We start from the raw sequence: 20,118 nt of genomic DNA, 5'->3' as shown, positions 1-20,118 counted from the left end.
TGGGGGGTGGCGGGGGGCCGGGGGGGCGCGGCGTGGTGTGGGGGGTGGCGGGGTGGGTAGGGGGGGGGGGGGGGGCGGCGGGGGGGGGGGGGGGGGGGGGGGGGGGGGGGGGGGGGGCGGGTGGGGGGGGGGGGGGGGGGGGGGGGGCCCCCCCCCCCCCCCGCCGCCCTTTTTCACGGGCTTTTCTCACGCCGTGAACTGAGAGCCTTGACGTGCTCATGGGATGCCCTTAGCTTCCTGCCTCACTGTGATTCACTCCCACGCTCAACGTTCATATGAGTGAACCCAGTTGGAGAGCAACCCCCCACCGGAAGGCCCCCATGCGTACCGGATCACGCGCCCTGCGCAGACCAAAAACGCTCCTGCTCGCCCTCGCGACCGTCCTGGCCACAGTGCCGGCCGCGGTGCTCATAGCCCCGGCCTCTGCGGCGAAGGACACCGCCCGACAGGCCGCCGCGCCCGCGAACTTCACCCACCCCGGCGTGCTCGTTAGCCGCCCCCAGCTCGACTTCGTAAAGGCCAAGGTCAACGCGGGCGCCCAGCCCTGGAAGTCCGCCTACGATCAGATGCTCGCGAGCAAGTACGGCTCACTGTCGCGCACCGCCAAGCCGCGCGCCGTCGTCGAGTGCGGTTCGTACTCCAACCCCAACTACGGCTGCACGGACGAGCGCGAGGACGCAATCGCCGCGTACACCCTGGCGCTTGCCTGGTACATCGGCGGAGACAGCCGCTACGCCAGGAAGTCGATCGAGATCATGGACGCCTGGTCGGCCGTGATCAAGGACCACACCAACAGCAACGCTCCGCTCCAGACCGGCTGGGCGGGCTCCTCCTGGCCGCGGGCCGCCGAGATCGTCAAGTACACGTACAGCTCCTGGCCGAACTCGGGCCGCTTCGGCACGTTGCTGCGCAATGTGTACCTTCCCGAGGTGATCAACGGTTCGCACTCCAACGGCAACTGGGAGCTGAGCATGATGGAGGCGGCGATCGGCATCGCGGTCTTCCTGGAGGACCGCGGGGCGTACGACAAGGCCGTGGCCAAGTTCCGCGGCCGGGTGCCCGCGTACATCTATCTGACCTCCGACGGCTCTCTGCCGAAGACCGCGCCCGGCTCGGGCCTCGACACCCGCGACGAGATCATCAGGTACTGGCAGGGTCAGTCGACCTTCATGAACGGGCTCAGCCAGGAGACCTGCCGCGACCTCACCCACACCGGATACGGTCTCTCCGCCATCTCGCACATCGCAGAGACGAGCCGTATCCAGGGCCAGGACCTCTACCCGGAGATCGCCGACCGGCTGCGCCACGCGCTCGGCCTGCACGCCAAGTACCAGCTGGGCGAGCCCGTGCCTGGGAACCTCTGCAACGGCAGCCTCAAGGACCGGCTCGGTCCGGTCACCGAGGTCGGCTTCAACGCGCTGCACACCCGTATGGGCATCGCCATGTCCAACACCCAGCGCCTCACGGAGCAGCAGCGGCCCGCGGGCTCCAACAACCTGTTCGTGGCCTGGGAGACGCTGACGCACGCGGGCAACCCGGCGTAGGGCCGCGCGGCACAGTCGGGTCACGATACGCAGAAGCTGCCCGGGGCGTTCGCTCCCCGGGCAGCTTCGGTTGCGGCAGGACTCAGAGGGTGGGTCAGAAGGTGAGCTTGACGCTGTTGATGTAGCCGGTGTCCAGCCGGGCCTTGTCCTGGACTCGCAACTTCCAGGCGCCGTTGGCGACCTCGGACGAGGCGTTGACCGTGTACGTCGCCTGGACGTTGTCCGCCGAGTCCGAGGAGCTGAAGGGCTTCAGCGGGTAGACCGTGCCGTCCGGGGCGAGCAGGTCGACGACCAGGTCGCCGCGCCAGGTGTGGATGATGTCCACGCCCACCTTGAGGGCGCTCGGGGCGTTGCCCGTGCGGCCCGTGACGCTGACCGTCGAGGTGACCGCGGCGCCGTAGTCCGGGATGGCGACGTCAGCGGTGTTCTCGAAGACCGTGCCCGGGTCGGGGTCGCCGCCGCCGGGGCGGCCGCCGACGTTGATGCCGGCCCAGGCGTTGGTCACGGCCTTGACCTCGGCGCTGGTCGCTCCGTACAGCTCCGTGGCGACCGCGATGGTGCCGGTGCGGGCAGCCGCGTAGTTCGTGGTGGAGTTGAACTTCGTGGTGAGCGCCTTGAACCAGATCAGCGAGGCCTTGTCCCGGCCGATGCCGGTCACGGGCAGACCGTCGGAGGTCGGCGAGTCGTAGCTTACGTCGTTGATGGTCTTGGCGCCGCTGCCCTCCGAGAGCAGGTAGTACCAGTGGTTCGCCGGGCCCGAGGAGTAGTGGACGTCGATGTTGCCGATGCCCGAGTACCAGGCGTCCTTGGACGCGCCGTCCTTGCTCGGCTTGTCCATGTAGCGCAGCGGAGTGCCGTTGCCGTTGATGTCGATCTTCTCGCCGACCAGGTAGTCACCCTTGTCCTGGGCGTTGTTGGCGTAGAACTCGACCGCGGCGGCGAAGATGTCGGAGGTCGCCTCGTTTAGACCGCCGGACTCGCCGCTGTAGACGAGCTTCGCGGTGGCGGCGGTGACGCCGTGCGTCATCTCGTGCGCCGCCACGTCGATCGAGGTGAGCGGCTTGGCGTTGCCCGAGCCGTCGCCGTACGTCATGCAGAAGCAGCTGTCCTGCCAGAACGCGTTGACGTAGTTGTTGCCGTAGTGCACCCGGGAGTACGCGCCGACGCCGTCACCGCGGATGCCGGAGCGGCCGTGCACGTTCTTGTAGTAGTCCCAGGTGATCCCGGCGCCGTACGCGGCATCGGCACCCGCGGTCTCCGGGTCGGAGGCCTGGCCGTTGCCCCAGACGTCGTCCGGACCCGAGAACAGCGTGCCGGTGCCCGAGGTGCCGCGGTTGAGGTTGTACGTCTTGGTGTTGCCGCGGCCGCCGTCGGTCAGGTTGTACGTCGATCCCGACTGCGTGGAGCCGAGCGTCACCTGGCCGCTGTACTGCGTGTTGCCGGTGCCGTTCTCGACGGCCTGCCACTCGAAGAGCTTCTTGCCCGTCGTCGCGTCGGTGACGACGTGCAGCTCGTTCGGGGTGCCGTCGTGCTGGATGCCGCCGACGACGGTCTCGTAGGCCAGAGTCGGCGTGCCCTGCGCCAGCCAGACCACCTTGCGCGGTGCGCGGTCGGCCTTGGTCTTCGCCGAGCCCTCCGCCCTGGCCGCGCCCAGCGCCTGCTTCTCGGCGGCGGCCGGGGCGACGTCGGCGCTGGTGTCCACGTTCCTGAGGGCAGCGCTGGACGCCTTGGTGACCGATTCGGTGGCGCCGGCCTTGGTCTCGGCGACCACCAAGTCGCCGCCCAGCACCGGTAGTCCGGCGTAGGTGCGCTCGTAGCGGGTGTGCGTGGTGCCGTCACGGTCCTGGGTGACGTCCCGGACGACGAGCTTCTCCTGGGCGGTGAGGCCCAGTTCCCTGGCGGTGGCCGCCGTGGTGGCGCTCTGCTTGCGGATCAGCTCGGCGCGCTGGGCGGGGGTGAGCGTCAGCGGCAGGGCGCCGGGGTCGGCCTTCCCTGCTTTCGCCGCCGCCGGCACGGCGGTTGACGCCGTGTCGGCCGCTGAGGTGCCTGACTGGAATCCGACCGCGAGGAGGGCAGCGGTGGCTATGAGAGCTCCGGTCGCGGTGGTGCGCCGGCGATGCGTGGGTCTCACGCGAACTCCTTCTGCGAGGGGGGTACCGGGCGGCTGGGTGGGCCGACCGGGCAGAGCATGCGGAGCATGTGGAGCGTGGATTGGGGGAAGAGTGGCAGCCCTGAACGGGTTATGACAGGGGCGCGTCAACAAGTTGGCCGGAAATCGTCCGCTGCCCGATTGGTCATGTTCGTTAAGCGGACGTTTCGCCGATCATTGCCGCGATGCCGACGCGGGTTCACCGAAGCCGGAATAGAACGGGTTTCAGGACTCAGCTCGAACTCGACTGTATGAAAGGGGTGTTGAGCAGGAGACAGTTCCCGGTCGCGGCGATCGGCTCGAATTGTGGCTCGTTCCGCGCCATCCACTCGCCGTCCGGCGTACCGGTACCGGCCGCTTCACGTGCTTCACGTGCTTCACGCGCTTCACCTGCTTCACGTGCTTCACGCGCGCCTGTCGGGACGCGTCAGGCCGCGGGCCTCGGGTCCAGCCACAGGGCCTCGGCCACGGCGCACAACTCACCGTCGGCCGTAGCCACCGCCACGCCCAGCGTGTGCTTGCGGCCCGACTCGGCGAGAACCCACGCGTACGAGATGTGCGGCGCCGCCGCGGCGACCGGGCGCAGGAGTGTGGCGGTGAGGGACGCCGTCACCGCGCCCTGGCGCTGGGTGCCGAGCAGTCGGCCCGCCCAGTTGCCCGGGCAGTCCAGTGCGCCCCAGACGAGTTCGGGTGGCAGCAGGCCGTCCGGGTCCGCGAGCGCCGGATCCGGGGTCCAGTCGCAGGCCACCACGTTCCGTCCCGGCACCGGGGTGCAGTGCTGGCGCAGTCCGCGGTCGGGCGTACGGTCCAGGCCGCAGCCGAAGCAGTCGACGAGCCCGGCGGGCGGCGCGGCCCGGAACGCCTCGGCCGCGGCGACCGACTCGTCCCAGCTCGGCGCGGCCGGAGCGTCGAGGTCCAGTTCGGCGGGGGAAGCCAACGCGAGCGGCCGCGCGGCGTCGCCCAACTCGCACCCACCGTCCGCCGTTCCGGCGATCCGCACGGGCACCCCTACCGGCACGGGACCACGGAAGTTCACTCGTACGGTCTTCGCCCCGGACCGCTCCGCCAGCACCCCGGCGACAAAACCGCCGAAGGCCACCCCGGGATAGCCGACATACAGCTCAGGAACCAGGATCGCTTCAGACGTCGGGTCAGTCATGAATTCCACGATCACACAGATCAGCACGGTTCCGGCAGGTCTGCACACCATTCACGTCGAGCAGCCTCAACCGGAGACATCCCCTCCGAGGGGTGTGCCGGCCCAGGAGGCCAGTGCCTGGGCGCGCTCGGCGCGGCGTGCGTGCACATCGGCGCTGCGGCCGGCCCTCCGCGATTCGCCCGTGCTCCGCGCGCCGCGCGGAGCGGTTTTGGCCGCGGCCGCAGCCGTCGCGCCGCAGCCGTCGCGCCGAGCCCGCCGGTGACCGGCCTACGTCATGACCCGCAGCAGCAGCACCGACCGCGCCGGCACCGTCACCGTCTCCCCGCCCGCGTGCACCGTCCCCGGCGCCGTCTCCTGGTCCTCCCGCGAGGTGTCCACCACCAGCTCGTACGACTGCGCCCACGGCGGGCCCGGCAGCCGGAAACTCGTCGGCCGGTCCGCCGCGTGCAGGACCGTCAGAAAGCTGTCGTCCGTCACCTCGGCTCCACGCGCGTCACGTCCGGGGATGTCGCGGCCCGAGAGATAGAGCGCCAGCGTCGACGCCGGGGCGTACCAGTCCCGTTCCGTCATCTCCGTGCCGTGCGGGGTGAACCAGGCGAGGTCCCGCAGCCCGTCCGCCGCCCGGGCGCGGCCCGAGAAGAAGGCGCGGCGGCGCAGCACCGGGTGGGTGTGGCGCAGGGCCAGCAGCCGGGTGGTCAGCTCCAGCAGTCCGCGCGGTCCCGGTGTCTCGAGCAGCGACCAGTCCAGCCAGCCGACCTCGTTGTCCTGGCAGTAGGCATTGTTGTTGCCGCCCTGCGTACGGCCCATCTCGTCGCCCGCGACCAGCATCGGCACACCCGTCGAGACCAGCAGGGTGGTCAGCAGATTCCGCAGCTGCTGCCGCCGCAGCGCGTTGATCCGCGGATCGTCGCTCTCGCCCTCGGCGCCGCAGTTCCAGGAGCGGTTGTCGTTCGTGCCGTCCTGATTGCCCTCTCCGTTGGCCTCGTTGTGCTTCTGCTCGTAACTGACCAGGTCGCGCAGGGTGAACCCGTCGTGCGCGGTGACGAAGTTGATGGAGGCGTAGGGCCGCCGGCCGCCCCACGCGTACAGATCGCTGGACCCGGAGAGCCGGTATCCCAGATCCCGTACGTCGGGCAGCGCGCCGCGCCAGAAGTCCCGTACGGCGTCGCGGTACCGGTCGTTCCACTCGGTCCACAGCGGCGGGAAGGCGCCCACCTGGTAGCCGCCGTTGCCGACGTCCCACGGCTCGGCGATCAGCTTCACCCGCCGCAGCACCGGGTCCTGGGCGATCACCGCGAGGAAGGGGGAGAGCATGTCGACGTCGTGCATGGAGCGCGCGAGCGCCGCCGCCAGGTCGAAGCGGAAGCCGTCGACGCCCATCTCGGTCACCCAGTAACGCAGCGAATCGGTGATCAGCCGCAGCACATGTGGCTGGACCACATGCAACGTATTGCCGCACCCGGTGTAGTCGGCGTACGTCCGGGCGTCCGACTGGAGGCGGTAGTAGCCGCGGTTGTCGATCCCGCGCAGCGACAGCGTCGGACCCAGCTCACCCGCCTCCGCGGTGTGGTTGTAGACCACATCGAGGATGACCTCGATGCCTGCGTCGTGCAGGGCGCGCACCATCCGTTTGAACTCGCCGACCTGCTCGCCCCGCGTCCCGCTCGCCGAGTACCCGGCATGCGGCGCGAAGTAGCCGATGGAGTTGTAGCCCCAGTAGTTGCGCAGCCCCCGCTTCAGCAGATGGTCCTCGTGCGCGTACTGGTGCACCGGCAGCAGCTCGACCGCGGTCACCCCGAGCCGCACCAGATGCTCGATCGCCGCCGGATGCGCGAGCCCCGCGTAGGTGCCCCGCAGCTCTTCGGGGATCCCCGGATGGAGCTTGGTGAAGCCGCGCACATGAAGTTCGTATATGACCGAGTCCGCCCACGGGGTCTTGGGCCTGTGGTCGTCCATCCATTCGTCATCGGGGGCGTCATCGTGGACGACGACACCCTTGGGCACATGGGGCGCCGAGTCCCGGTCGTCGCGCACGGTGTCCGCGACATGCTGCTGCGGCCAGTCCCGTACGTGTCCGTACACCTCCGCGGGCAGGGCGAAGTCCCCGTCCACCGCCCGGGCATAGGGATCGAGCAGCAGTTTCGCCGGATTCCAGCGGGCGCCCGTCCACGGGTCCCAGCGGCCGTGCACCCGGTAGCCGTACCGCTGACCCGGCCGGATCCCGGGCACGAAGCCGTGCCAGATCTCATGCGTCAGCTCGGTCAACGGCACCCGCGTCTCCGTGGCCGAATCGCCCCCGTCGTCGAAGAGGCACAGCTCGACCGCCTCCGCTCCGCCCGCCCAGAGCGCGAAGTTGGTCCCCGCCACCCCGTCCGGACCGACCCGGAAACGGGCCCCGAGCGGCGTCGGCGCCCCCGGCCACACCGATGGCCTGCGGGCACCGGGCTCCCGGTGGCGGCCGCCCACCCCGGCTGCCGGAAGGAGGCCGGGCAGGCCGCCCCGCACCCCCTCCTGCACTGTCTCCTGCTCGGCTGCGCTCGACACCTGCCGGCCTCCCGCGGCTCGTCGGGCCCCGCTGGGATACCTCTCCCAGGCCCCTCAGGGCACTGGGGGAGTACGGCTGCTCGCGGCGTCCCGGCCGCGGCAGCCCACGCGTGGTCCTCCCACCTGTTCTGCCCGCGCTGCTCTTGTCCCAACATGGCCCTGCTCTCACGTTTCCCCTGGAGGGGCGTGGTCGTTGGGCGGTACGTGAGACACGTAATGAAGCGGGCAGGGCAGGGCATGGCAGTCGTCCTGACATGGGCAGGACTCATGGCCGGGCTGACGGGCTGCACCAGCGAGAAGCTGGACATCGGCAGCAAGCCCCGGTCGGTCCAGGACACGATCCGAGTCGTCCCCGAGGACGGCGCGAAGGGGGTCGGCCCGGAAGACCCCCTCGAGGTGCGGCTGCCCAGCGGGCGGCTCGAGCGGGTCAAGGTGACGCAGGTGGAGGACGCCCAGCCCACCGAGGTCCACGGCGCGATCTCCGAGGACGGCCTGAGCTGGAAGCCGGACCCGGGCACCCGCCTCGACCTGTCCGCCAAGTACAGCGTGGACGTGGTCGCGCTGGACGCGCACGGCCGGCGCTCGGCGCGCCACACGACCTTCACCACGCAGGTGCCCGAGCGCCGCTTCATCGGCTACTTCAAACCGGAGAACCGCTCGACCGTCGGCACCGGCATGATCGTCTCCTTCGACTTCAACCGGGAGATCGAGAATCTCGAGGCCGTCGAGCGCGCCATCCGCATCAGTTCGGACCCGCCGGTCGAGATCGCGGGCCACTGGTTCGGCAACGAGCGACTCGACTTCCGTCCGCGCGACTACTGGAAGCCGGGCACCAAGGTCACCGTCGAGCTGCGGCTGCGCGACGTCGAGGCCGCGCCGGGGGTGTACGGCATCCAGCAGAAGACCGTCACCTTCACCATCGGCCGTTCGCAGGTCTCGCTCGTCGACGCGGCGAAGCACACCATGGAGGTACGGCGCGAAGACGGGGTTCTGGCGACCCTGCCGATCACGGCCGGAGCGCCCAAGTCGACGACGTACAACGGAAAGATGGTGGTCATGGAGATGTTCGAGGTGACCCGGATGAACGGTGCGACGGTCGGCTTCAAGAGGCGGAACGGCAGGGGCGAGTACGACATCAAGGATGTGCCGCACGCGCTGCGGCTGACGAACTCCGGCACCTTCCTGCACGGCAATTACTGGGCCGCGCCGGAGACGTTCGGCTCGGCGAACGTGTCCCACGGCTGTGTCGGACTGCGTGATGAGAAGGGCGGCAGCGGGGACGCCCCGGCCGGCTGGTTCTTCGACCGGACGCTGATCGGCGATGTGGTCGAGGTCTTCAATTCGCGTGACAAGAAGGTCGACCCCAGCAACGGCCTCGGCGGCTGGAACCTGGACTGGAAGGCGTGGAAGGCCGGTTCCGCGCTGCACTGACCCTCGCTGACCTGCAGGGCCCGCACCGATTCAGATGAGCCCACCGGACAAGTTGGGACTGAACGGTGACATTCGCGGGGAGGATCAACTACCCGCGGTGTGATTGTCTATCGCCGTGCGTGCGTGAGGCACGCGCGGGGGTGCGGGCTTTGGCGGGGCCAGGCCGTGCGAGGGGAGAGACCATTTTGAACGGGCAGCCGATATCGGGGGCGTCGGCCGGGGCGGGACGCGGACGCGGGCGCGGGGGCGCTCCACTGCGAGCTCTGGTTCTGGGGGCATTGCTGGTGCTGGTCACGGCTTGCGGGGGCGGGGACTCCGACAAGGACGGCAAGGGCAAGAAGGACGGTGGGAAGGTCGGGAACGCGGCCTCCCAGGCGGTGGTGACCATAGCGCCCAAGGACGGCGCAGGCTCGGTCGCCACCAGTGGCGTGCTGAAGGTCAGCGCGGCCAAGGGCAAGCTGACCACGGTCACTGTCCAGGACGACAAGGGCACCCCGGTCGAGGGCAAGCTCGCCGCGGACGGCAGCAGTTGGCAGCCGCTGCAGCATCTGGCCGGCTCCACCAAGTACAAGGTGCACGCCGTCGCCAAGGACGCGGACGGCCGTGAGTCGGCGAAGGACACCAGCTTCACCACGCTCGTTCCGAAGAACACCTTCATCGGGCACTACAGCCCCGAGGAGGGATCGACGGTCGGCGTCGGCATGCCGGTCTCGATCAACTTCACCCGTGGCATCACCGACCCGGACGCCGTCGAGAGGGCCATCAAGGTGACGGCCGAGCCGTCGGTGCCGATCGAGGGCCACTGGTTCGGCAACGACCGCCTCGACTTCCGCCCGGAGAAGTACTGGGCCGCGGGCACCAAGGTGACCGTGAAGCTGAACCTGGACGGCGTCGAGGGGCGCCCGGGTGTGTACGGCAAGCAGTCCAAGACCGTGAAGTTCACCATCGGCCGCAGCCAGGTCTCCACCGTGGACGCGGCGGCGCACCGGATGAAGGTCGTACGCGACGGCAAGCAGATCAAGAACGTCCCGATAACCGCGGGCGCGCCGTCGACCACGACGTACAACGGTCAGATGGTCATCAGTGAGAAGTACAAGGTGACCCGGATGAACGGCGCCACCGTCGGCTTCGGCGGCGAGTACGACATCAAGGACGTGCCGCACGCGATGCGCCTGTCCAACTCGGGCACCTTCATCCACGGCAACTACTGGGCCTCGTCCGGGACCTTCGGATCGGCGAATGTCAGCCACGGCTGCGTGGGCCTGCGCGACGCCCGCGGCGCCGGTGACGGCTCCACTCCGGCGGCCTGGTTCTTCGACAACTCGATCATCGGCGACGTGGTGATCGTGAAGAACTCCAAGGACAAGCAGATATCCCCGGAGAACGGCCTGAACGGCTGGAACATGTCCTGGGCGGAGTGGACCAAGTAGTTTCCGCACGACGAGAACGGACCCGGTTTCTGTGACGCAGAGCACCGGGTCCGTTGCCGTTAACGCGCGCTAACCTCGGTCCATGACAGTCAATCTTGAGGTCTCCGAAGGCGTCGGCACGATCCTTCTCGACCGCCCGCCGATGAACGCGCTGGACATCGCCCTCCAGGACCGGCTGCGCGAGCTCGCCGACGAGGCGGCTCGCCGGGACGACGTACGAGCCGTGATCCTGTACGGCGGCGAGAAGGTGTTCGCGGCCGGCGCGGACATCAAGGAGATGCAGGCGATGGACCACACGGCGATGATCGTGCGGTCCCGGGCGCTCCAGGACTCCTTCACCGCCGTCGCCCGCATCCCCAAGCCCGTCGTCGCGGCCGTCACCGGCTATGCGCTGGGCGGTGGCTGCGAGCTGGCGCTCTGCGCCGACTTCCGGATCGCCGGGGACAACGCCAAGCTCGGTCAGCCGGAGATCCTGCTGGGCCTGATCCCGGGCGCCGGCGGCACCCAGCGGCTGTCGCGGCTGATCGGCCCGTCCAAGGCCAAGGATCTGATCTTCACCGGTCGCATGGTGAAGGCGGACGAGGCGCTCGAACTGGGCCTGGTGGACCGTGTCGTACCGGCCGCCGAGGTGTACGAGCAGGCCCACGCCTGGGCCGCGAAGCTCGCCCAGGGGCCCGCGCTGGCGCTGCGCGCCGCCAAGGAGTGTGTCGACGCGGGTCTCGAGACGGACATCGAGACGGGCCTCGCCATTGAACGCAACTGGTTCGCGGGCCTGTTCGCGACGGAGGACCGCGAGCGCGGGATGCGCAGTTTTGTGGACGAGGGCCCGGGCAAGGCCAAGTTCCTCTGAATTAAGTTCAGTTGGACAGATCGGCTGTCCGCGTCAACTCTGTGTGCGGCTTAGCTGGGTCTTAAGGCAGCCTTAAGTCCCGTCGGCCCGCTGCGCCTTGCGATCATTTGCGGGCAAGGCGTCAGGGCAGCTCAGGGTGGGCGTGAGGGCCTGCATACAGCCGCGGTCATATGCCATCCGACATTCCCGGAGCAGCCGATTCCGGGGGCCCTATTCCGCCGGAACGGCCCCGGAATTCGCTCGTTGCGGCCATGATGGGGGGCATGGCGCGCCTCGAAGGTGTGGAACAGCCGCGGCAGCGCGGCAACGCTGCCGCGGCGCGGTGGTTGCCTGCGGTCGAGGACGAACAGGCGCTCAAGGCGCTGGAGTTGTTCGGCAATCCCACGGACGAGGAAATAAAGCTTCCCTCCCGTCCCGAGTCCGCCGCCACCGCGCGCCGGCTCACCCAGTGCGTGGTGCTGCGCCAGTGGGCACTCTCGTCGCAGACCGCCGAGCACGCGGTGTTACTGGTCTCGGAACTCGTCGGCAATGCCGTACGGCACACCGGGGCGCGGGTGTTCGGGCTGCGGATGCTGCGCCGCCGCGGCTGGATCAGGATCGAGGTCCGCGATCCCTCGCGAGGTCTGCCCTGTCTGATGCCGGTCCAGGAGATGGACGTCAGTGGCCGCGGGCTCTTCCTCGTCGACAAGCTCTCCGACCGCTGGGGCGTGGATCTGCTGCCGCGCGGCAAGACCACGTGGTTCGAGATGCGGGTCTCCGAGCGCTGACGCGATCCAGACACACAGAAGCCCCCTGAGCGGGGGCTTCTGCGGAGCGCCGTGGATTGGGGGGGTGTATCCACGGCGGCTTACGACGACCTGGCCCGGGTCAATGGGGGTCGTGCCCTCGACTATGGCAGACGCAAGGTCGCACCGCCAAAGCCCTTACTCGGGCATAGCTGAGTAAAGTGGCGCATCTTGGAAGTGAATCGTAGGTGAGGTGAGCCACCTGCCTAATAAATGCTGAGTAAATATAGGGTTCAGCTAGCGTTTCATTGCCCGCCTGCTCAAGGCGGGGCTCCGGCGGTCGCGACCTGCGCATATCCCGAATTAGGTCAATCGTTATCTTTTGGCTGGTTCGCCCTTACTGTGCTTTCCCGTGAGCTCGATCGACCGCCGCAGCGCACTGCGCGCAGGAGTGGGGGCCGCCGCCGCGGGCGCCCTTGCCACAGGCTGCACCGACGACGGTCCCGCCACGGCGCCGCCCGCCCCGCCTGCCGCTGCGTCCCGCGGTCCCCGTCTCGCGCCCGCCCCCCGCGTACGCGACCCCCCTCGTCGCCAGACCCGCCCACCAGGCCGGATACCCGCACGTCCTCGCGTACGACGTCGGCTCCCTCGACTTCACCTCGCCGGGCGCCTCGGCCGTCACCCGCCACGTCACCGGGCAGATCCAGGGCGGATCCGTGGTGAGCCTGCACTTCGGCTACGCGGACACGGTCGCCGCCCTGCCCGGACTCCTCGACGAACTCGACCGCCGCCGTCTGCGCGCGGTGACGACCACGGAGCTGCTGACCTGATGGACCCGATCATTCCGCTCACCAAGAGAACCGCCGCGCTGATCGCCGGCGCGCTGCTTGCCCTGCTCGCCCTGTTCGTGGGCTGCAGCTCACCCGACGACCAGGCGGAAGTGCGCCACACCAAGGCCGCCGCCAAACCCCACAAGGCCCTCGCCCCCGCCGGACTGCCCGGCATGCCGCCGGTGCTCGACCCGAACGACATCTACGCCGCGGACCGGCCGGGCAAGCTCTCGCCGGTGGTCAGGGGCTTCCCGTCCCGGGTGTACGTCCCCAACAGCAGCTCCAACACGGTCTCGGTCATCGACCCCGCAACGTACAAGGTCATCAGTACGATCCCGGTCGGCGTCCAGCCGCAGCACGTCGTCCCGTCCTGGGACATGAAGACGCTCTGGGTCAACAACAACCGCGGCCACACGCTCACCCCCATCGACCCGGTCACCGGCATCGCGGGCAAGGCGGTCGAGGTGCACGACCCGTACAACCTCTACTTCACGCCCAACGGCAAGTACGCCATCGTGATGGCCTCACTCGACCGCGAACTCGTCTTCCGCGATCCGCACACCATGCAGGTGGTCAAGACGACCCCGGTCTCCTGCTACGGCGTCAACCACGCGGACTTCTCCGCCGACGGCAGGTACTTCATCGTCTCCTGCGAGTTCTCCGGCGAGCTGCTGAAGGTCGACACGCAGCTGATGGAGGTCATCGGCCTGCAGAAGCTGCCCTTCCACGGCGCGATGCCGCAGGACGTGAAGCTCTCCCCGGACGGCAAGACCTTTTACATCGCCGACATGATGGCGCACGGCATGTGGGTGCTCGACGGCGACAGCTTCCTGACGCCCCAGCTGCTGCCCACCGGCAAGGGCTGTCACGGCCTCTACGTCAGCCGTGACTCCAAGGAGATGTACGTCTCCAACCGCGGCGAGGGCTCCGTCTCGGTCTTCGACTTCAAGCAGAACAAGCTCACCAAGAAGTGGTGGCTGCCGGACGGCGGCAGCCCCGACATGGGCGGCGTCTCGGCGGACGGCAAGGTGCTGTGGCTGTCGGGGCGTTACGACTCCGAGGTGTACGCGATCGACACCACCACCGGCAAGCAGCTGGCCCGTATCGCGGTGGGCGGCGGCCCGCACGGGCTCGCGGTCTACCCGCAGCCCGGCCGCTACTCGCTCGGCCACACCGGCGTATTCCGGTAGGGCGTGCCCATCCGCCCGGGGCCTTTCCTGCCGCCTGTTCAGCCGGCCACGAACAGCGCCTCTGAGCCCACCGGTTTGAAGCCCGCGGCCTGGAACGTCCGCACGCTGCGGGCGTTCCCCGGCGACTGCTGGGCCCACACCACGTCGTCCGGCACCAGATGGCGGGCCGCCAGCGCGAGCGCCACGCCCAGGCCGAGGCCGCGCGCCCGCTCGTCCACCTCGATCGCGCTCTCCCAGCGGCCGGCCACCCCCCGGCCGAGCACCACCACGCCGCCGGCGGCTGCCCAGACCCGTACGCCGTCACGGAACTTCAGGGCCCGCGCCACCCGCGGGTGGTCCGGGTCCTCGATCTCGTGCAGCTCCAGATCGGGCCTGCCCGGCAGCGCCCCGGCGACCGTCAGCATGTCGATGGTGTTCATCGAGCGGCCGGTGCGGGCCAGCATGGCGGCGAGGAACGCCGGGTTCATCGCGGCCGCAAGCCGGTCGGAGTCGGTCGCGGCGAGCTCGGCCCGTACCCACTCGGGATCCTCGTCCGTGAAGATCACCGAGTGCGCGGTGAACGCCACCACGCCCGCGTCGCGCGCGTTCGGCTGCCCGATCACGGTGGTGGAACCGTCCGGTGGCGGGAACACCCCGGCCGCCGCGGCTGCCAGAATCCTCGCCAGTGCCTCGCTCATCCCGTGTACCTCCTCGTCCCAAGTCTCCACCAGGCCGTTAATCTGACCCCCGTCAGTAATGCACCAAGAAGGGGCGGAAGCAGTGGCGGACATCGAAGAGGCGCGCCGGGCGTTCGAGCGGTACGACGTGAACGGCGACGGCCTGATCACGGCCGCGGAGTACAAGAGCGTGATGGCGCAGCTGGGGGACTTCAATGTCACCGAGACGGTCGCAGAGGCAGTGATCAGGACCAAGGACGCGAACGGCGACGGTCAGTTGACGTTCGAGGAGTTCTGGGCCTCGCTCAACAAGAGCTGAACAAGGCCTGATTCACCGGGGGCGCCTCCCAGGCCGAAGGCTCTGGGGGGAGGCTCCCCGCCCGGGCCGGGGACCCGCCCGGGAGTTCACCAGTCCTCGGCCGCCAGGGCGTCGTCCAGCGTCGGCAGCGTACGGAACACCTCGAGCACCGCGCCCGCGCGGAACACGCGCAGAATCGCCGGGCGGCCGCACACCACCCACATCCGGCCGTCGTTCTCGGCGGTGCGCCGCCGCGCGCGGCACAGCAGGGCCAGCCCCGAGCAGTCGAAGAACGCCACATGCGTCAGATCGATCACCACATGGTGGCCCCGGACGGCGGTGACCACGTCCAGATAGGCCCCGATGGGCTTCGCCGTGGCGATGTCGACCTCGCCGTGCAGCTCGACGACGGTACGGCCCCGGGTGCGGTAGGCCCGGCCGCTCTGTCCGGGCAGGGGTGCGTGTAAGCCGGACGACGTGGAAGTCAGCCCCTCGGCCATGGCTGTTCTCCTTGCTGAGGCGAGCCCGATGTGGCCACCTGGGGTTGGGCGTACTGGCTGGGAGGCTAGTGCGGGGTTTCGGGCGCACGGAGGTGAAAAAACGTTCGGAGCTCTGAAAACTCCCCCGTGTGGGTGAATTCGCATGAACTGGCTTGACCTGTCCAGTTCTGTGCACCGGCTCAGCGGCGGATGACGCTCAGCACTCGATGATGTTCACCGCGAGGCCGCCGCGCGCGGTCTCCTTGTACTTCACCGACATGTCCGCGCCGGTCTCCTTCATCGTCTTGATGACCTTGTCCAGCGAGACCTTGTGGCTGCCGTCGCCGCGCATCGCCATCCTCGCCGCCGTCACGGCCTTCACCGCCGCCATGCCGTTGCGCTCGATGCACGGGATCTGGACCAGGCCGCCGACCGGGTCGCAGGTCAGGCCGAGGTTGTGCTCCATGCCGATCTCCGCGGCGTTCTCGACCTGCTCGGGGGTGCCGCCCAGCACCTCGGCGAGTGCGCCCGCGGCCATCGAGCAGGCGGAGCCGACCTCGCCCTGGCAGCCGACCTCGGCGCCGGAGATGGAGGCGTTCTCCTTGAAGAGCATGCCGATCGCGCCCGCGGCCAGCAGGAAGCGGACCACGCCCTCCTCGTCGGCGCCGGGCACGAAGTTCATGTAGTAGTGCAGCACGGCCGGGATGATGCCCGCGGCGCCGTTGGTGGGGGCGGTGACCACCCGGCCGCCCGCGGCGTTCTCCTCGTTCACGGCCATCGCGTACAGCGTGATCCACTCCATGGAGCGGGCCAGCGCGTCGCCCTCGGCGCGCAGCTGGCGGGCCGAGTTGGCCGCGCGCCGGCGGACCTTGAGACCGCCGGGCAGGATGCCCTCGCGGGACATGCCGCGCGAGACGCAGGCCTGCATGACCCGCCAGATCTCCAGCAGGCCCTCGCGGATCTCGTCCTCGGAGCGCCAGGCCTTCTCGTTCTCCAGCATCAGCGCCGAGATGGACAGGCCGGTCTCCTGGGCGAGCCGCAGCAGCTCGTCACCGGTGCGGAAGGGGTACTTCAACACGGTGTCGTCGAGCACGATCCGGTCCTCGCCGACGGCGTCCTCGTCAACGACGAAGCCGCCGCCCACCGAGTAGTACGTCTTTTCCAGAACGGTCGCGCCCTCGGCGTCGTACGCGAAGATCGTCATGCCGTTGGCGTGGTACGGCAGCGTCTTGCGGCGGTGCAGGACCAGATCCTGGTCGAAGTCGAAGCCGATCTCGTGGGTGCCGAGCAGACTGATCCGGCCGTCGGTCCGGATGCGCTCGACCTGCGCGTCCGCGGTCTCGACGTCGACGCTGCGGGGGGAATTGCCCTCCAGGCCGAGCAGGACGGCCTTGGGGGTGCCGTGGCCGTGGCCGGTCGCGCCCAGGGAGCCGAAGAGCTCCGCGCGTATGGCGGCGGTGTGGGCCAGCACGCCCTCGTTCTTGAGCCGCCGGGCGAACATGGCGGCGGCGCGCATCGGGCCGACCGTGTGGGAGCTGGACGGGCCGATACCGATCGAGAACAGGTCGAAGACCGAGATGGCCACGGAGAACTCCTAGAGGGTTGGTAGACGCCGTTGTCTGCCGGGGTGGTGCAGAAGCGAGCGGATTACACGGTGCGGGGCACCGCGCGCACAGTCCAGTGTGCGCGGTGCCCCCCAGGTTCGTACAAAAGGGTACGGAACTACTTCAGGCCGGGGTAAAGCGGGTGCTTCGCGGCCAGTGCCGAGACCCGGGCGCTCAGCGCCTGAGTGTCGTACGACGGCTTCAGCGCCTCGGCGATGATGTCCGCGACCTCACGGAAGTCCTCGTCCTGGAAACCACGGGTGGCCAGCGCCGGGGTGCCGATCCGCAGACCCGAGGTGACCATCGGCGGCCGCGGGTCGTTCGGAATGGCGTTCCGGTTGACGGTGATGCCCACCTCGTGGAGCCGGTCCTCGGCCTGCTGGCCGTCCAGCTCGGAGTTGCGCAGGTCGACCAGGACCAGGTGCACATCGGTGCCGCCCGACAGGACGGAGACGCCGTGCTCGGTCACATCGTCGCGGACGAGACGCGTGGCGAGGATCCGGGCGCCGTCGATGGTGCGCTGCTGGCGCTCCCGGAACTCCTCGGACGCCGCGACCTTGAAGGAGACCGCCTTCGCCGCGATGACGTGCTCCAGCGGACCGCCCTGCTGGCCCGGGAAGACCGCCGAGTTGATCTTCTTGGCGAGCTCCTGTGTGGACAGGATCACACCGCCGCGCGGACCGCCGAGGGTCTTGTGCGTGGTGGTGGTGACGACGTGGGCGTGCGGCACCGGGTTCGGGTGCAGTCCCGCGGCGACGAGACCCGCGAAGTGGGCCATGTCGACCATCAGATACGCGCCGACCTCGTCGGCGATCCGGCGGAAGGCCGCGAAGTCCAGGTGACGCGGGTACGCGGACCAGCCGGCCACGATCAGCTTCGGCTTCGACTCCTTGGCGAGCCGCTCGACCTCGGCCATGTCGACCTGGCCGGTGGCGTCGTCGACGTGGTACGCGACCACGTTGTAGAGCTTGCCGGAGAAGTTGATCTTCATGCCGTGGGTCAGGTGCCCGCCGTGCGCGAGGTTCAGACCCATGATCGTGTCGCCCGGCTTGAGCAGCGCGAACATCGCGGCCGCGTTCGCCTGGGCGCCCGAGTGCGGCTGGACGTTGGCGTGCTCGGCGCCGAAGAGCTCCTTGATGCGGTCGATGGCGATCTGCTCGACCACATCGACGTGCTCGCAGCCGCCGTAGTAGCGGCGGCCCGGGTAGCCCTCGGCGTACTTGTTGGTGAGGACGGAGCCCTGCGCCTCCATGACCGCGACCGGAGCGAAGTTCTCCGAGGCGATCATCTCGAGGGTGGACTGCTGTCGGTGGAGCTCGGCGTCGACAGCGGCGGCGACGTCGGGGTCCAGTTCATGGAGAGGGGTGTTGAGAACAGACATGCCATACGTCCTTAGGAGCCGGAGAACTCGGTGTACTCGTCGGCGGAGAGCAGGTCCTTCGGCTCCTCCGCGACGCGCACCTTGAAGAGCCAGCCGCCCTCGAAGGGGGCGGAGTTCACCAGCGACGGGTCGTCCACCACGTCCTGGTTGGCCTCGACGACCTCACCGCTGATGGGGGAGTACAGGTCGCTGACCGACTTGGTCGACTCCAGCTCGCCGCAGGTCTCGCCCGCGGTCACCGTGTCACCGACCTCCGGGAGCTGTACGTACACCACATCGCCGAGCGCGTTGGCCGCGTGCTCCGTGATGCCGACCGTCGACACGCCGTCCTCGGCGGGCGACAGCCACTCGTGCTCCTTGCTGTAGCGCAGCTGCTGGGGGTTGCTCATGGCCTGAATTCTCCTGTACGCGGGGGAGTGCTGGTGAACGGGCGTGGTGCGGGCTCGATGATCACTTCTGGCGCTTGTAGAACGGCAGCGCGACGACCTCGTACGGCTCGTGGGCGCCGCGGATGTCGACGCCGACGCCCTCGGTGCCGGGAGCGGCGTGCGCCGCGTCCACGTACGCGATGGCGATCGGCTTGCCCAGCGTCGGCGACGGGGCGCCCGAGGTGACCTCGCCGATCACCTGACCGCCTGCGACGACCTGGTAACCGGCGCGGGGGACCCGGCGGCCCTCGGCGATCAGGCCGACGAGCTTGCGCGGCGGGTTGGTCCCGGCGCGCTCGGCTGCGGCCTCGAGGGCCTCACGGCCGACGAAGCGCCCGCCGTTGGCCGTCTTCTCGAACTTCACGACCCTGCCCAGGCCCGCGTCGAACGGGGTCAGCGCCGTCGTCAGCTCGTGCCCGTACAGCGGCATGCCCGCCTCCAGGCGCAGCGTGTCGCGGCAGGAGAGGCCGCAGGGGATCAGACCGGCCGGCTCTCCGGCCTCGGTCAGCGCCTGCCAGAGCTTCTCGGCGTGCTGCGGCTCTACGAAGAGCTCGAAGCCGTCCTCGCCGGTGTAACCGGTGCGGGCGATCAGCGCCGGGACACCGGCGACGGTGCCGGGCAGACCCGCGTAGTACTTCAGCCCGTCCAGGTCGGCGTCGGTCAGCGACTTCAGAATGCCGGGGGACTCGGGGCCCTGGACGGCGATCAGGGCATACGCGTCGCGGTCGTCGCGCACGTCGGCGGCGAAGCCGTCGGCGCGGGAGGTCAGCGCGTCCAGCACCACCTGGGCGTTGCCCGCGTTGGCGACGACGAGGTATTCGGGCGCCTCGCTCTCGCCCAGGCGGTAGACGATCAGGTCGTCGAGGATCCCGCCGTCCTCCTGGCAGATCATGGTGTAGCGGGCGCGGCCGACGGCGATGCTGCCGATGTTGCCGACGAGCGCGTAGTCGAGGAGGTCGGCGGCCTGTGGCCCGGTGACGGTGATCTCGCCCATGTGGGAGAGGTCGAAGAGACCGGCCTTGGTGCGGACGGCGTTGTGCTCGTCGCGCTCACTGCCGTACCGCAGCGGCATGTCCCAGCCCGCGAAGTCGGTCATGGTGGCGCCCAGCGAACGATGCAGGGCATCGAGGGCGGTCAGACGGGGGACGTTGCTCATAGATGTGGCTCCCAGGGCATGCTGGCGAGGACAATCCTCCCCATCTGTCATCGGAACCTGAGAGGTTCGTCGCGACCGCACGTATTGGTGGTCGTGACTTGCACCTTGGGTGGAGCCACTCGACAGCGGCTCGCTTTTCAGATCTGCCTCATCACACGCGGTACGGGGCCTGAGAGATTCAAGGGAGGGACTTGCTCCTTCGGCGCCCGGCGCACACAGTGGCCAGGACTCTCCCGCGTGGATTCAAGCGGCCGGTATGCAGTT

General features: G+C 69.3%; 16 protein-coding genes, 1 pseudogene and 1 riboswitch. Of the genes and pseudogenes, 8 read left to right on the top strand and 9 right to left on the bottom strand.

Annotation, left to right across the window (positions count from 1 at the left end):
* The first annotated feature begins 320 nt into the window (after positions 1–320).
* A complete protein-coding gene (locus tag ACFYWY_RS16960; RefSeq protein WP_389186342.1) occupies positions 321–1,544 on the top strand; it encodes an alginate lyase family protein in 1,224 nt (407 codons plus the stop codon).
* Positions 1,545–1,638: 94 nt separating this feature from the next.
* Here the strand turns inward: ACFYWY_RS16960 and ACFYWY_RS16955 are convergent, their stop codons facing one another.
* The 3 genes from ACFYWY_RS16955 to glgX form a co-directional block, all read right to left on the bottom strand.
* Positions 1,639–3,675: a M4 family metallopeptidase gene (locus tag ACFYWY_RS16955; RefSeq protein WP_389186339.1), complete on the bottom strand. Its 2,037-nt coding sequence runs from the start codon at positions 3,673–3,675 to the stop codon at positions 1,639–1,641.
* 445 nt (positions 3,676–4,120) lie between these two features.
* Positions 4,121–4,852, bottom strand: coding sequence for a PaaI family thioesterase (locus ACFYWY_RS16950; RefSeq protein WP_389186336.1), 732 nt, complete (start codon positions 4,850–4,852; stop codon positions 4,121–4,123).
* Between the two features lie 267 nt (positions 4,853–5,119).
* The gene (gene glgX, locus ACFYWY_RS16945) at positions 5,120–7,396 is read right to left on the bottom strand and encodes a glycogen debranching protein GlgX (RefSeq protein ID WP_389186333.1); all 2,277 of its coding nucleotides are present in this window, start codon (positions 7,394–7,396) and stop codon (positions 5,120–5,122) included.
* A 204-nt stretch (positions 7,397–7,600) separates the two neighbouring features.
* On the opposite strand from glgX, the gene ACFYWY_RS16940 reads away from it, so the two are divergent.
* From ACFYWY_RS16940 to ACFYWY_RS16915, 6 genes and pseudogenes are all read left to right on the top strand, one after another.
* Positions 7,601–8,827, top strand: coding sequence for an Ig-like domain-containing protein (locus tag ACFYWY_RS16940; RefSeq protein ID WP_389186330.1), 1,227 nt, complete (start codon positions 7,601–7,603; stop codon positions 8,825–8,827).
* A 185-nt stretch (positions 8,828–9,012) separates the two neighbouring features.
* A complete protein-coding gene (locus ACFYWY_RS16935; protein ID WP_389186327.1) occupies positions 9,013–10,257 on the top strand; it encodes an Ig-like domain-containing protein in 1,245 nt (414 codons plus the stop codon).
* A gap of 82 nt (positions 10,258–10,339) precedes the next feature.
* Entirely contained in the window at positions 10,340–11,107 is a 768-nt protein-coding gene (locus ACFYWY_RS16930; protein WP_389186324.1) for an enoyl-CoA hydratase/isomerase family protein, read from the top strand.
* A gap of 251 nt (positions 11,108–11,358) precedes the next feature.
* On the top strand, positions 11,359–11,874 hold the full coding sequence (locus ACFYWY_RS16925) for an ATP-binding protein (protein WP_389186321.1): 516 nt from the start codon (positions 11,359–11,361) through the stop codon (positions 11,872–11,874).
* A gap of 530 nt (positions 11,875–12,404) precedes the next feature.
* A pseudogene (locus ACFYWY_RS16920) lies at positions 12,405–12,662 on the top strand (polysaccharide deacetylase family protein); the annotation flags it as partial.
* Positions 12,662–13,852 carry a YncE family protein gene (locus ACFYWY_RS16915; protein WP_389186318.1) on the top strand — a complete coding sequence of 397 codons (1,191 nt, stop codon included), beginning with the start codon at positions 12,662–12,664 and terminating at the stop codon, positions 13,850–13,852. The pseudogene ACFYWY_RS16920 and the gene ACFYWY_RS16915, both read left to right, overlap by 1 nt.
* A gap of 38 nt (positions 13,853–13,890) precedes the next feature.
* Here the strand turns inward: ACFYWY_RS16915 and ACFYWY_RS16910 are convergent, their stop codons facing one another.
* Entirely contained in the window at positions 13,891–14,529 is a 639-nt protein-coding gene (locus ACFYWY_RS16910) for a GNAT family N-acetyltransferase (RefSeq protein WP_389186314.1), read from the bottom strand.
* A gap of 82 nt (positions 14,530–14,611) precedes the next feature.
* Here ACFYWY_RS16910 and ACFYWY_RS16905 point away from each other — a divergent pair, with 82 nt between their 5' ends.
* Entirely contained in the window at positions 14,612–14,827 is a 216-nt protein-coding gene (locus tag ACFYWY_RS16905; protein ID WP_389186311.1) for an EF-hand domain-containing protein, read from the top strand.
* A gap of 86 nt (positions 14,828–14,913) precedes the next feature.
* Here the strand turns inward: ACFYWY_RS16905 and ACFYWY_RS16900 are convergent, their stop codons facing one another.
* From ACFYWY_RS16900 to gcvT, 5 genes are all read right to left on the bottom strand, one after another.
* Positions 14,914–15,306 carry an STAS domain-containing protein gene (locus ACFYWY_RS16900; protein ID WP_389186308.1) on the bottom strand — a complete coding sequence of 131 codons (393 nt, stop codon included), beginning with the start codon at positions 15,304–15,306 and terminating at the stop codon, positions 14,914–14,916.
* Positions 15,307–15,502: 196 nt separating this feature from the next.
* Positions 15,503–16,870: an L-serine ammonia-lyase gene (locus tag ACFYWY_RS16895; protein WP_389186305.1), complete on the bottom strand. Its 1,368-nt coding sequence runs from the start codon at positions 16,868–16,870 to the stop codon at positions 15,503–15,505.
* Between the two features lie 137 nt (positions 16,871–17,007).
* Positions 17,008–18,270 carry a serine hydroxymethyltransferase gene (gene glyA, locus ACFYWY_RS16890; RefSeq protein WP_389186302.1) on the bottom strand — a complete coding sequence of 421 codons (1,263 nt, stop codon included), beginning with the start codon at positions 18,268–18,270 and terminating at the stop codon, positions 17,008–17,010.
* Between the two features lie 11 nt (positions 18,271–18,281).
* Positions 18,282–18,659 carry a glycine cleavage system protein GcvH gene (gene gcvH / locus ACFYWY_RS16885; protein WP_307660977.1) on the bottom strand — a complete coding sequence of 126 codons (378 nt, stop codon included), beginning with the start codon at positions 18,657–18,659 and terminating at the stop codon, positions 18,282–18,284.
* Between the two features lie 61 nt (positions 18,660–18,720).
* Positions 18,721–19,854 (bottom strand): glycine cleavage system aminomethyltransferase GcvT, encoded by a 1,134-nt coding sequence (gcvT, locus tag ACFYWY_RS16880; protein WP_389186298.1) that lies wholly within the window; start codon positions 19,852–19,854, stop codon positions 18,721–18,723.
* A 148-nt stretch (positions 19,855–20,002) separates the two neighbouring features.
* A riboswitch (glycine riboswitch) is annotated at positions 20,003–20,100 on the bottom strand.
* Between the last annotated feature and the right edge of the window lie 18 nt (positions 20,101–20,118).

The organism is Streptomyces sp. NPDC002870 (assembly GCF_042888505.1).
Taxonomy (GTDB): domain Bacteria; phylum Actinomycetota; class Actinomycetes; order Streptomycetales; family Streptomycetaceae; genus Streptomyces.
This window is presented reverse-complemented; position numbering and strand designations above follow the sequence as displayed.